Annotated in this window: 13 protein-coding genes; all 13 read right to left on the minus strand. The window is 43.7% G+C overall.

Going from position 1 to position 12520, the window contains the following annotated elements:
- Positions 1-34: 34 nt before the first annotated feature.
- Complete coding sequence (locus NST25_RS20700; protein WP_081388300.1) at positions 35-760, minus strand: hypothetical protein; 726 nt, start codon at positions 758-760, stop codon at positions 35-37.
- On the minus strand, positions 757-1863 hold the full coding sequence (locus NST25_RS20705) for a hypothetical protein (RefSeq protein ID WP_076127557.1): 1107 nt from the start codon (positions 1861-1863) through the stop codon (positions 757-759). Before NST25_RS20705 ends, NST25_RS20700 begins: the two co-directional genes overlap by 4 nt.
- Before the next feature lie 15 nt (positions 1864-1878).
- The gene (locus tag NST25_RS20710) at positions 1879-2376 is read right to left on the minus strand and encodes a hypothetical protein (RefSeq protein ID WP_339187817.1); all 498 of its coding nucleotides are present in this window, start codon (positions 2374-2376) and stop codon (positions 1879-1881) included.
- Positions 2367-2975, minus strand: coding sequence for a sigma-70 family RNA polymerase sigma factor (locus NST25_RS20715; protein ID WP_305954008.1), 609 nt, complete (start codon positions 2973-2975; stop codon positions 2367-2369). The genes NST25_RS20710 and NST25_RS20715 overlap by 10 nt, the downstream gene beginning before the upstream one ends.
- Positions 2976-3046: 71 nt before the next feature.
- Positions 3047-3799 carry a DnaD domain-containing protein gene (locus NST25_RS20720; RefSeq protein ID WP_076302747.1) on the minus strand — a complete coding sequence of 251 codons (753 nt, stop codon included), beginning with the start codon at positions 3797-3799 and terminating at the stop codon, positions 3047-3049.
- 31 nt (positions 3800-3830) lie between these two features.
- Positions 3831-5129 (minus strand): asparagine--tRNA ligase, encoded by a 1299-nt coding sequence (gene asnS / locus NST25_RS20725; RefSeq protein WP_036676308.1) that lies wholly within the window; start codon positions 5127-5129, stop codon positions 3831-3833.
- Between the two features lie 21 nt (positions 5130-5150).
- On the minus strand, positions 5151-6359 hold the full coding sequence (locus NST25_RS20730; RefSeq protein ID WP_036676305.1) for an acetate kinase: 1209 nt from the start codon (positions 6357-6359) through the stop codon (positions 5151-5153).
- Positions 6356-7228, minus strand: a complete 873-nt coding sequence (locus tag NST25_RS20735; RefSeq protein ID WP_036676304.1) for a 3-hydroxyacyl-CoA dehydrogenase NAD-binding domain-containing protein — start codon at positions 7226-7228, stop codon at positions 6356-6358. Before NST25_RS20735 ends, NST25_RS20730 begins: the two co-directional genes overlap by 4 nt.
- 133 nt (positions 7229-7361) lie before the next feature.
- Positions 7362-8864 carry an AAA family ATPase gene (locus NST25_RS20740; RefSeq protein WP_076127550.1) on the minus strand — a complete coding sequence of 501 codons (1503 nt, stop codon included), beginning with the start codon at positions 8862-8864 and terminating at the stop codon, positions 7362-7364.
- Entirely contained in the window at positions 8857-9399 is a 543-nt protein-coding gene (locus tag NST25_RS20745; RefSeq protein ID WP_076127549.1) for a hypothetical protein, read from the minus strand. Before NST25_RS20745 ends, NST25_RS20740 begins: the two co-directional genes overlap by 8 nt.
- Positions 9400-9809: 410 nt before the next feature.
- Positions 9810-10328 carry a DUF5590 domain-containing protein gene (locus tag NST25_RS20750; protein ID WP_036676299.1) on the minus strand — a complete coding sequence of 173 codons (519 nt, stop codon included), beginning with the start codon at positions 10326-10328 and terminating at the stop codon, positions 9810-9812.
- A 172-nt stretch (positions 10329-10500) separates the two neighbouring features.
- The gene (locus NST25_RS20755; protein ID WP_340392398.1) at positions 10501-11802 is read right to left on the minus strand and encodes an amidohydrolase; all 1302 of its coding nucleotides are present in this window, start codon (positions 11800-11802) and stop codon (positions 10501-10503) included.
- On the minus strand, positions 11789-12442 hold the full coding sequence (locus NST25_RS20760) for a redox-sensing transcriptional repressor Rex (RefSeq protein WP_036676294.1): 654 nt from the start codon (positions 12440-12442) through the stop codon (positions 11789-11791). Before NST25_RS20760 ends, NST25_RS20755 begins: the two co-directional genes overlap by 14 nt.
- Between the last annotated feature and the right edge of the window lie 78 nt (positions 12443-12520).

Raw genomic sequence — 12520 nt, forward strand, 5'->3', positions numbered from 1 at the left:
CCCATCCCCTCATCGGGTGGGAAGCGATCTTTTTTTACCTTGTTACAACATTTCCATAATTATCTCTTACGATTACCTTTAGATTTACAGGAGCCGCAACGGTCACGTTCAATGCATTCCTGGAGTTATCGAATACTAGATGTCTAGGTATGTCTCCTAAGATGACGTAAAATGTGTCTCCAACTTGCTTAGTTTGCAACAGCCGCTTCTCTTGCTCTTGCTTGAGTTGCCCTTCTGCCGTGGAATAACTCCCAAATACATTCAACTCGTTCCCAGCCGTTCGATCAACCATAATTCCATAAGGTTCGGCAGCCTGGATTATAAGTGTGCCTACACCCTGTGGAACATTCCCCTTCCATTCCGGCAAGGAATAATTCTCCTCCGTAGAGGAGATCACATGTCTAAGTTCCTGTGTTAATCCTAAAGAGCTGACTCCTGCGAATACTAAACAGCACACTGCCAGAAATCCGACGAACAGAACACTTAGCACATCATAGTACATTTTCCCTTTACCACGGAACCATAAGGTGTAAATTACAATTTCTAAACCAAGTAAGATAAAAATGAGCGGCCACCAAGCAAGTGTTGTCTCGAACACATCCGCTCCTTTCCACTGCGAGACCATTATTAATGCCCCGAGAAATAAAAGGCTCAGTCCCATCGACAACGTACCTACACGCCAACTTCTAGATTTCCCTTCGTTCACTGGAAACTCGCTAGTTACCATGACTCCCGGCTCTACTTCTACTGGATTATTCAAGATTGACCCCCCGCCCCTTTTCTACCCTTATTATTCTTACTTCCAGTCATCAGCTTCACCCCACCACCAATCAATAACACGGAGACGACAATGGTCTTAAAATATTCATTTACGCGATATTCCAGCCGCCATTCTGGAAATCTGATATCGATGGCAGGAACTGCGACATTCACAACAATAAAGTATAATCCGAGACACATCAGGACTGCTCCGAGCCAGCCTTGATGATTTAAGAAACCTTCGATAACCGGCTTATCCTGCAAAGGTTCACGTCCATATCGGCTAACTAACTGTAAGCCATCGAATAAGCTATAGAACCAAATGACCGGGATAAGGAAAAAGAGCAATGTTAACCGCAATAGATCCATGACATAGATACTTCCTAAGAAAAGAAGCATGAGCTGGAGCCCTCTTTTTTGCAGTCCCAGATACATCTGTCCAGCGCCAGGAAATGCGGATAGTAATGTCGCTAATACTTTGCTGCGTCGTCCTTCCTCACGTCCAGCCTCCATCTCTTCGAATAATGTGCGGTCAACAAGCATTTCTCCTGCTTGTTTACGATGGATCAACTGAACTGCATCAAACATGCAATACAGCCAAATTACTGGCAATACTCCAAACAGCAGCAAAAATGCATCACTCGAAGTAATTCCAGCCAAGAATAACATAACGGTCATGAATCCGAAAAATGAAATCAGAAAGGATAGTCCACGCTGCATCAGCCCCATATGAAAATGACCCAATCCAGGAATGAAAGACAATAAGATGACATGCACACGTTCATTATCCTCCGTCTTTACGGGCATAGTAGAACTAAAATCCAGCATTGATCCATCAGGCGCTACAATTGGAGTGGGCATTTGCAGTAATTTAATCACCAGATGAATCATCGAAAGAATCCATAGAAGTAAGAATCCGATCACGCCCAATGCCAGAATCCCCTCATCCCCTTCAGCCATAGCGATTAAGAATGACATAAATAACACACCAAAGCTTAGCAAAAAATAAACAATCCCTTGTGGTCGTCTTCCCATATAATAATGACCTGCTCCAGGAATCATATTAAGAAAAAGACCCTTAATTTTATTACGCTGCTGTTGCATTGTTCATTTCTCCTCTCATTTCTGTCTTCCGTCCATAATCCGGCTCAACCATCCGCTGGTGGCTTGCATGAATTGTTCGCTATAAGATGGCGAATTATCTTTCTTAGGGACAATAAGCTCCATTTCACCCGTGAGTAACTTATCAAACATCCCGGAAGACATAATCAACAGCGTTAACGAAGCAGCAACGGCATAATGAAAGATTGTTTTATCATACCAGCGATAACGCCGTGATCCTTCTTCTTGCCCCGCTACTTCTTCTATGACTACTGAAGATCTCACCGTAGCCACCCAATCTCCCATAACTCTCTCAGTAAAAGCAGACGAATTCTCCAATGAAGGCAGATCCTCCTTTAGCTCATCCAGCATCTCTATGTATGAAACAAATGTGTCTTCATCCTTGAGCAGCAATTGTTCCCATTCATCTCGCTCTATACTATCTTCTTGCCCTTCAAGATAAGCTTTTGCCTGCTCGCGGCGAATTAAGTTTTCTCCACTCTTCATCATAGCCATTCGTCCTCCTTCCAATGTTTTCGCATCCATTGTCTCGCCCTATATAGTCTGGACTCCACCGTCTTCAAAGTAATTTCATTTTCAGCAGCAATTTGCTCATATTTTTTATTTTCCAGATAATAAGCCACCATAATTTCCCGATGACCCTCCGGTAAATTGTTGATCTCACCCGACAGACGATTCATCCGGTCACGACGGACAACAGTGGCTAGTACATCCTCCTCATTAGAAGGTGTCTGGCTCAGCACAAGCTCATAGTCAACAGGTAACTCTCGTAGCCGATCACGTTTACGTTTGGCATCAATAGCCTTATTTAAGGCGATCCGCGTAATCCATGATTTTAAGCCTTGATAACGGTAGTCAGGGAGAGATTTATACATCTGAAGAAAAGCTTCCTGAGCAGCGTCTTCAGCCCCTTTGACTTCACGTAATACAGAATAGGTGATTTTGTATATGTGCTGACTGTATGTATTTACAAACTGGCGAAACGCATCTTCGTCTCCTTGGCAAATCCGCTTGATTAATAGCTCTTCCTCAATGACTCTCCCCTCCTTCCCACAGCAATAGACGCTGAGATCTTCGCCTCCCCCTGCACTTATCTAAAAAAATAAAAAAAGAACCGTACAGACTCTAGCAATAGCTAAAGCAATACGGTTCTCTCCTAAACGATCTATCTTCCACCATTGCGGAATTTTTGTGTATACGTCTTAACATCCTGAGCGTTCTTGACCCGGTTACGGGCCCATTCCAGCAATATCCGGTCGATATAACGAAAATGAACCTTCCCCGCAAATACGGATTCCTTGAGTGCTAACAGAATCAGCTCCTCAGGATATCGGTCTTGATCCACCCAGCTGGAAATCGTCTCACATTCCATTGGAGACAGCGGGCGCCCGAATTCCTTCTCGAAAATACTGAATAGATTCCGGCTCTCCTCTTTATCTCCAAGTGAAGAAGGAGATGTGGGGGGAGTTCCGAATCCTCCACCTGACGCAGCAGCCCGGGGAGCTGATGTTGCATATGCCCCTTTGTCCTTATCTTGCTCATTTTCTTGTACAGCTGTCGCAAGATAAGCACCTAGCTTTCCATATAGCCCTGAGAAATTGTAGCGTTCATAATGGATATCTCTTAGCTCATCGTTGTCTCCATCGATGCTAATGAAACCCTCCTTCATGAGCTTCTGCAATTCTCCGGCCAGAACGGAAATGCTACGACCAGTTACGACCTGAAGCTCCTCCAGAGAAGGGAACTCAATCCCTTCCACTTGCCTGAAGGAGAGCAGATGAATCAGCAGCATCGCTTCACTTCCGCTTAAATTCAGCTTCCGGTAATACTTCAGTAAAGCGTAAGGTATGACGGCCATTCCGTTCTCCAGACCGAAGGAGACGCCTTCGCTCCAGGTACTCCATGTCTTGCCGTCCATGTGCTTCCCCCTTTGTTCAAATCCTAAGAACTTATGGGTAGAGGCGGTACAGTGTACGTGGGAATGGAATAGTCTCACGTACATGGTCAAGACCACAGATCCAAGCTACAGTACGCTCAAGCCCAAGTCCAAAACCGGAGTGAGGTACAGATCCGTAAGTACGCAGATCCATGTACCATTTATAAGAATCCATCGAAAGATTGTGCTCTTTATAACGCTCTTCAAGCAGCGCAGGATCATCGATCCGCTGTGAACCCCCAATAATCTCTCCATAACCTTCAGGAGCGATCATATCAGCACACAGTACGACTTCAGGACGATTTGGATCCGGCTTCATGTAGAACGCTTTGAATGAAGCAGGATAATGAGTAATAAATACAGGTTTATCGTATGCTTCAGCGATTGCTGTTTCATGAGGTGCACCAAAATCATCACCCCAAGCAATATCTTCAAAGCCTTTATCATTCAAGAACTTGATCGCATCGTCATAAGTAATGCGTGGGAATGGTGCTTTGATATTCTCCAGCTTGGAAATATCGCGGCCTACCGCTTCCAACTCCGCACGGCAATTCTTCAATACGGATTGTACTACGAAGCTAATAAACTCTTCCTGAACCTTCAAGCTTTCTTCATGATCTGTGAAGGCCATTTCAGGCTCGATCATCCAGAACTCGATCAAGTGGCGACGAGTCTTAGATTTCTCCGCACGGAAGGTGGGTCCAAAGGAATATACACGGCCCAGTGCCATAGCTGCAGCTTCCATGTATAACTGTCCGCTTTGGGTCAGGTAAGCATCCTCATCGAAGTATTTCGTGTGGAACAAGTTAGTAGTTCCCTCTGCTGACGTTGGCGTCAGAATCGGAGGATCCACCTTTGTAAATCCGCTCTCGTTGAAGAACTGTTGGATTGCCCGGATAATCTCCGCACGAATAACCAGAACAGCCCGCTGCTTCGAGGCACGGAGCCAGAGGTGACGGTGATCCATCAAGAAATCAACGCCATGCTCTTTCGGAGTAATTGGATAATTCTCTGTAAGGTGCAGAACTTCAATTCCGGTAACAGTCATTTCAAAACCGGATTGACTGCGAGGCTCCTCACGAATAATACCGGTCACATACAATGAGCTTTCCTGTGTGAGGCTCTTAGCTGCATCCCATACCTCTTCAGGCACTTCTGATTTCACTACAACTCCCTGAATATAACCTGTACCATCGCGAAGCTGCAGGAACTGAATTTTACCACTGGAGCGCTTGTTGTTTACCCAACAACCGATAACAACACTTTCTCCAACATGTTCATTCACGTTCTTGATTACACTCTTGTTAGCCATGCCTTCAATCTCTCCTCTAATTTAGCCGTTAATTCCTTGCACAATACGGTTTGTATCACGTGCGATGACAAGCTCTTCGTTAGTCGGAACTACAAGCACCTGCACTTTGGAATCTACCGTAGAGATACGACGCGGGTCGCCGGAGCGAACTTTATTAGCTTCAACATCCAACTCAATACCCAGGAACGTAAGGTTATTTAGCAGTTTCTCACGTAGCAATGAAGCATTTTCACCAACACCAGCAGTGAATACGATAGCATCTACACCGTTCATAGCAGCCGCATAAGAACCGATATACTTGCGCAAGCGGTACTCATACATTTCAAAAGCTAGCGTGGAATTAGGCTCACCTTTTTCCATACCCTCAATAATATCACGCATATCACTGCTTACGCCCGAAATAGCTAGGAGTCCACTATGTTTGTTCAACATGGAGTTAACTTCGCCTACGGACAATTCTTCCTTGTTCATCACGTAAGGAACAATTGCTGGATCAAGATCACCACTGCGAGTCCCCATCATCAAACCTTCCAGAGGAGTCATACCCATCGAAGTATCCACAGACACTCCATCTTGAACTGCAGTTACACTACCTCCGTTACCGATATGACAAGTAATGATCTTCAGATCTTCCAACGGACGCTCCAAGTACTCCGCAGCAGCTTTGCTTACGAAGTCGTGTGATGTACCGTGTGCGCCATAACGACGAACTTTATATTTATTGTACAGTACTCTAGGAATCGCGTACATATAAGCTTTTTCAGGCATTGTTTGGTGGAATGCAGTATCGAATACAACAACCTGCGGTACACCCGGCATATTTACTTCAGAAGCCGTAATCCCCATCATTGCTGCTGGGTTATGCAGGGGTGCAAGGTCAAACAACTGACGAATTTTAGTCTTGGCATCAGCGTCCACAAGTGCGGAAGCTTTGAAGAATTCACCACCATGTACTACACGGTGACCCACAGCATTGATTTCTTTAATGGATTCAATAACGCCATGCTCTTTATCCGTTAGGCAAGCTAGAACTTTACGAATCGCTGTGTTATGCTCCAAAATTTCACTTACTTCTGTTACTTCAGCTTTACCAGTAGGTTTATGGTTCAGAATGGAGGAATCCATCCCGATACGTTCCACCAAACCTTTAGCCAAAACGGATTCATCAGCCATATTGTACAATTGATATTTTAAAGAAGAACTACCGGAGTTAATTACTAGAATATTCATATACGGTCACCATCCTTGTCGTACTGGAAGAAGCCTTCGCCTGATTTCATACCTAATTGTCCTGCACGCACCATCTTCTTAAGGATCGTGGAAGGACGATATTTCAGCTCACCATATTCACGGAACATATTTTCGAGTGCAGCAAGAACCGAATCCAGACCAAATCTGTCAGCCATTTCAAGCGGTCCATATTGGAATTGATAACCAATACGCATAGCATCGTCAATATCCTGTGCGGAGGCAACGCCCTCTTGCAGTACATGCATAGCTTCGTTGATAAACAAGCAAATGAGGCGTGATGTTACAAATCCTGGGGATTCATAAATCATTACACCTTTTTTCTCAACAATTTCATCAACAAAGGATTTTGTATCTTCAAAAGTAGCATCTGAAGTTTTCAGACCGCGTACAATTTCAACAAGATCCACTTTAGCTACAGGGTATATGAAATGCATTCCGATCACGCGTTCCGGATACATTGTAGAACTTGCAAGTTCAGTCAAGCTAAGTGTTGACGTATTGCTGGCAAGAATAATGTGGTTTGGACATACTTGATCCAGTTGATTCAATATTTTTTTCTTTTCTTCTAAATCCTCAACGATTGTTTCGATAACCATGTCACAAGAGCTCAGCTCTGCGAAATGTGTCACTTTTTGAATGCGGCTAAGAATCAGCTTCTTCTCAGCTTGAGTGATCGCCCATTTCTCCAGTTGCTTATCTAGACTTGTCTCGATCATTTCGTAGGAGTAGTCCAGTTTCTCAGGGGTTTTCTCCACCAGCAATACATCCAGGCCCTTGGCTGCCAGCATTTCGGCAATCCCTTGTCCCATTGTGCCACCGCCGATGACACCAATTTTCTTGAAATTCATAAAAAAGTCTCCATCCTTTCAGGTATCTATACTTTTGTATTGTACCTTGTCTGTCGCAAAAATTTATAAAGCCCGACATATAATGATATCTTAGCATGCCTGAAAAGTAAAAAAAAATAACCAGCATAAATATTTATGCTGGTAAACGCACGCTGTCACGAAATTGACATCGAAATTGCTCTCCAGAGAGCACTTCTTCCTTCATTAAAATGTCAAGGGAGTAATCAAATACATTTCGTTGCTTTTCAAGGTGGTCGTGAGTACGTACCATCAACTCGTCCAATATTTTACTGTTTTCCTTCATAAGCTCTTCAGTGGTAACCATTTCCAGCTTGGCAATACCCAACGAAGTCAATCCGGATTTCATCATGGTTTCGACAATATTCAGGGCCTGATCAAAATCGCCACGTGAACCTGTGCTTCGTCCGCCATAATACATTTCTTCTGCAGCCGCTCCACCAAGTGCGATCATAATCTGATCTTCGAGATAATCTTTGGTGTACAGATACTGCTCTTGCTGAGGATTGTGACGTACATAACCAAGGGCTTGCCCCCGCGGAGTCAGCGTAACCTGACTGACACTTCCCGGACGAAGCAGTTCTGCCATAATGGCATGTCCCAATTCGTGGATCGCCACCCGTTTTTTCTCTTCGTGGTTAGTTTCTCTGTCCGTTTTTTCCCCCATCATAACCTTGTCAATCGCCATCGACAGATGCCGCTGCTCAACCTCTGTCAATTCCTCACGCATCATATAAATTGCTGCCTCATTCATAACACTTTCGAGCTGAGCACCGGAAAAACCATAGGCTTCTTCGGAAATTTTGTCGAGGTTCACATTGGCATGAAGCGGCTTATTTTTGGCATGCAATTCGAGAATCGATCTGCGGCCTTTTTTATCAGGCATGTCCACTTGAATATGACGGTCAAACCGGCCAGGACGCAGCAATGCTGAATCAAGCATTTCTTTACGGTTAGTGGCTGCTACCAGTAGAATGCGTGGTGTTTCGTTGTTATAGATCCCGTCCATCTCAGTCAACAGCTGATTCAAGGTCTGATCATATTCTCGCTGCTGTCCGCCCTCACGCTTACCGCCAATTACGTCAATTTCATCTATGAAAATAATAGCGCTTTGCTTGTTTTCCTTAAGGGCGCGGGTACGGGCATCCTTAAACAAATCGCGGATACGGCCGGCACCGACACCTACGTACATTTCTACAAACTCACTGCCTGATGCTGCCACAAATACAGAGTTTGTATAATGTGCTGCTGCTCTAGCCATAAGGGTCTTACCTGTTCCTGGAGGGCCTGTAAGCAGAATCCCTTTCAAAGGCCGAATCCCGAATTTGCTGATTTCCTCATGCCGGATCAAAAAATCCAACGCTTCACGAAGCTCCTGTTTTGCATTGTCTTGCCCGCCAATTTCTTCAAAAGTAAGCTTTGAAGGTCCATCCTTCTTGCGTTTCTTCCCGGCACCTGCATTTACCGCAAGTCCGCCTCTTAAATGAGCAATGATAAGTAAGGCCGTGAGCATCCCAGCAGCAATTACAATCGGGAATATATTAATGCCTAGAAAAGCCATAAAAATAAACAAGACAGGAATAAATCCGATTAGAATTTCTTTAAGGTATTTAGGCATTATTCCATACCCCCAATGTCGCAGGTTTACGCGGCAAAATAATAAATTTGCTTTCTTTTCCATTACTCAAGCTTACATAGACATTATTGTCATCAATTTCTGTTGAGGCTATCACATTTTTATATTGCGGATATTGCGCTTTGAGTCCATCAAGTTCTGTGGGTATAAGTGTATATTTACGGCTCTCCATGGCTTCGGCTACAGAGAACATCGCTTTATCCCAGTATTCATCCAGCAGTTCACTGGAGTTCTGTTCTACATCAAGTTTTAGTGTACGTCCATCAATCATCGATTTTCCTTCTTGGGAGACGTACTGAACCAGTTCACGTAATTTCGTGCCTGGCTGGAGATCAAGTTTCAAAGTGACCTCATTGCGGTTAATACTGATATGAGAATTATTGACGCCCTCATATTGAGATACAATCTTCTGAAGTGGTTCCTGCATTGCAAACTGACGATACAAAAAGAAGCCACCAAACAATAGAGTAGCCGACAGTAGAGACGTTATCAGCACAGGTACAAGACGTAATTTCAAGAAACGTCCTCCTCTCAAAGATGACAAAATATAAAGCTCATTATAATAATTTATAGCTACTTGAGAGCTCATCAGAGAGACTGAAGTCTCTTATTGCTGTTCTAATTACAAGTAGTAGTATATCACAGGTGTATATACTAATTTCAAAATAAATGTGAATATATTTAAAATTTAATTTTTTAAATATTTCCATCAATACCAAATAAATTCCTCACTTTCGACAAAATCGGCCTTGATTTTTAATCAATCGGCCTATTTTCGTATGTGAATATAAGAGAATATTCGGTGATAACCACCCATTCAGTATATCACTTAGTATATCACTTTTGTACATCAAATAAATGTAAACAAGCGAACTTATAATAAGTTCGCTTGTTTACTATGCCACCCTTAATTTCCTTATGTTCAGCTTAACTTTTAGGTAAACTGTAACCTTCGCCCATTCGGGACCCATCCGAAAAGCGATAAAATTGATAATAATACCGACCGCTCTGTTTATAAAAAAGCTGCCAAGCATACTCTCCGTTATATACTCCCGGCAGCAAGCGTTCAATCGTTATGTCCGGAAGATCAGCTTTGATAATGCCGCGTATTTGGGCTTCCGAGGTTCCTTTACTTAGTTCCTCAGCAAACACTGCGTCGTCGCCTTCAGCAAATTTTCCATCTACCGTAAAGCGGACCCAGACCATAAGAGCAGTCCCGGCTTCATTTTTTCCTGTTAAAACCCAGTACACTGCATTTTCATCCCAAACCGATTTTTGTGCTTTAGTTACCTCTGTTAGACCCGCTCTGGTTTTGGCAACATCCTTAGCGATATCACGCTCGTTCCATTGATCTTTCATAATATAGGCATAGAACTGGATAAGTCCAAACCCCAGGAGCAGAATCAGAACTGACCCCAGGAGGATCCATTTTTTCCTTTTCTTCAAGGTACAGCTCCCTTTCTAGTAATATATCTTTTTTGATTATATAACACACCCGCGCGTTTATCCAAAATTTCATAATTTTCTAGCTTTCCCAGCCTTAAAAATACACAAAAGGCCGCAACTTTTGCTAAAAGCAAAAAGTCGCAGCCTATTATTTATTCGTTATTCTCCAGACTTAACGCTTCAATAAACCTTCGAAGGCTTCTTGCGCTTTACGCCGGATAGCTTCCTCATCCAGGGTTAAGCATTGTCCATGCTTGATGACCTGTTTACCATTCACCCACACATGCTCAACATCCTTAGCGCTAGCAGAGTAAACTGCATGAGACAACAGATCTGTGTGTGGCAGCAAATGCGGCTGATCGATATCAATAGCAATGAAATCTGCTTTCATCCCTACAGCAAGTCTGCCTACATTATTTAAAAAGATGGACTGCACGCCATATTCTGTAGCCATACGCAGAGCCTCTGGAGCTGGAACAGCCGTTGGATCACCGCTGACACCCTTATGAATGAGAGCTGCAAGCCGCATCTCTTCAAACATATCCAAGTTATTGTTGCTTGCCGCGCCATCCGTGCCAAGAGACACCTTCACACCAGCTTTTAGAAGATCAGTAACCCGAGCCACTCCGCTAGCCAGCTTCAAATTACTGCCCGGATTATGAGATACACCCACATTATGGCGAGCCAAGATCTCAATCTCTTCATCATTTAAATGAACACCATGTGCAACTATCGAGGGACGTGTGAACATGCCAAGCTTCTCTAAGTGAGCTACAGGACGCAACCCGTAATCCGCCACATTTTGTTCCACTTCACGTTTCGTTTCGGACATATGCGTATGCATCGGTAAATCCAGATCATGCGCTGCCTGCACGAACTTAACCAGGAAGTCCGGAGGGCAAGTATAAGGGGCGTGCGGCGAGATCATAGTAGTAATTCTACCTTCAGCCTTTCCATGCCAGTTACGGGCAAAAGAAATCGCTTCCGCAAGCTTGTGATTCTGTACATCCTCTGGACATAACCCGATCACACCACGCATCAATACGGAACGGATACCTGATAACTCAGCTACCTCGGCTACTCGGTCCATATGATCATACATATCGAGGAAGGTCGTAGTTCCACCCTTCAGCATTTCCAATACAGATAAGGAGGTTCCCCAGTATACATCATCACCGGTGAACTTTTCCTCCATTGGCCACATCTTCTCCTGAAGCCACACTTGTAGCGCTAAATCATCTCCATATCCACGCAGCAAAGACATCGCCGCATGACCATGTGTGTTTACAAGTCCAGGCATGAACAGCAGACGGCTGCCATCAACCACTTGCACTCCAGCTTCCATCTGAGGCTCTTCTTTTCCTATGTAAGTGATTAAATCATCTTCAATAGTCATATATCCACTCAGAACCGGCTCATCCGTTCCCGGAGTCAGAAAATACCCGCCCTTAATTATCGTTTTATTGTTGTTCATGTTCGCTTTCTTCCTTTCCATCCCGCAAGTAATAAGCAAGACTTTGCAGATCAGTTGTAAAATCAGCTGCATGCACCCGGATATTCGGTGGTGTCTTCAGAATCACAGGGGCAAAGTTCAAAATCGCTTCAATCCCAGAAGAAATGAGAATATCTGCTACATTTTGAGCTTCTGAATCAGGTACGGTAATAATGGCAATGCGAATACCTTGCTCACGAATCGTGCTGCCTAGTTCATCCATCGGTTGCACAGTAAGGGAGTTGATCTTACGTCCAACCTTAGGAGCGTACGAATCAAATATAGCCGTGATTTTCATAGTATCTTTAAGATATGCATTGTAATTAGACAAGGCATGTCCGAGATTACCTGCTCCAACTAAAGCTACATTAAGCTGTTGATCCAGCTTCAGGATATGACGGATTTTCTCAATAAGATACGTTACATCATAGCCGATACCTTTTCTGCCGAAGTCACCAAAATATGCTAAATCCTTACGAATCTGTGCGGGATTAAGATCAAGCTTTTGTCCAAGTTCCTGAGAGGAAACTGTTAATATTTCGCGATTCTGGAGATCATTCAAAAAACGCAAGTACACAGGTAATCTGCGAACAACGGCTTCTGATATTTTATCCGATTTCATATTTTTCCTCCTAAAAATAGTAATGTTCTTGTGAAAATCCATATTCAAACGTCTACCTCTCCTTATTAAGGACGGTAC

The sequence above is a fragment of the Paenibacillus sp. FSL E2-0190 genome (assembly GCF_037992965.1).
Lineage (GTDB): Bacteria > Bacillota > Bacilli > Paenibacillales > Paenibacillaceae > Paenibacillus_AQ > Paenibacillus_AQ odorifer.

What these genes read in the sequence shown, in the direction of transcription:
- NST25_RS20710 (WP_339187817.1), bottom strand. Translation starts at nt 2,376, where the DNA reads ATGGCTATGATGAAGAGTGGAGAAAACTTAATTCGCCGCGAGCAGGCA.
- NST25_RS20760 (WP_036676294.1), bottom strand. Translation starts at nt 12,442, where the DNA reads ATGAAATCGGATAAAATATCAGAAGCCGTTGTTCGCAGATTACCTGTG.
- NST25_RS20755 (WP_340392398.1), bottom strand. Translation starts at nt 11,802, where the DNA reads ATGAACAACAATAAAACGATAATTAAGGGCGGGTATTTTCTGACTCCG.
- NST25_RS20705 (WP_076127557.1), bottom strand. Translation starts at nt 1,863, where the DNA reads ATGCAACAGCAGCGTAATAAAATTAAGGGTCTTTTTCTTAATATGATT.
- asnS (WP_036676308.1), bottom strand. Translation starts at nt 5,129, where the DNA reads ATGGCTAACAAGAGTGTAATCAAGAACGTGAATGAACATGTTGGAGAA.
- NST25_RS20740 (WP_076127550.1), bottom strand. Translation starts at nt 8,864, where the DNA reads ATGCCTAAATACCTTAAAGAAATTCTAATCGGATTTATTCCTGTCTTG.
- NST25_RS20730 (WP_036676305.1), bottom strand. Translation starts at nt 6,359, where the DNA reads ATGAATATTCTAGTAATTAACTCCGGTAGTTCTTCTTTAAAATATCAA.
- NST25_RS20720 (WP_076302747.1), bottom strand. Translation starts at nt 3,799, where the DNA reads ATGGACGGCAAGACATGGAGTACCTGGAGCGAAGGCGTCTCCTTCGGT.
- NST25_RS20735 (WP_036676304.1), bottom strand. Translation starts at nt 7,228, where the DNA reads ATGAATTTCAAGAAAATTGGTGTCATCGGCGGTGGCACAATGGGACAA.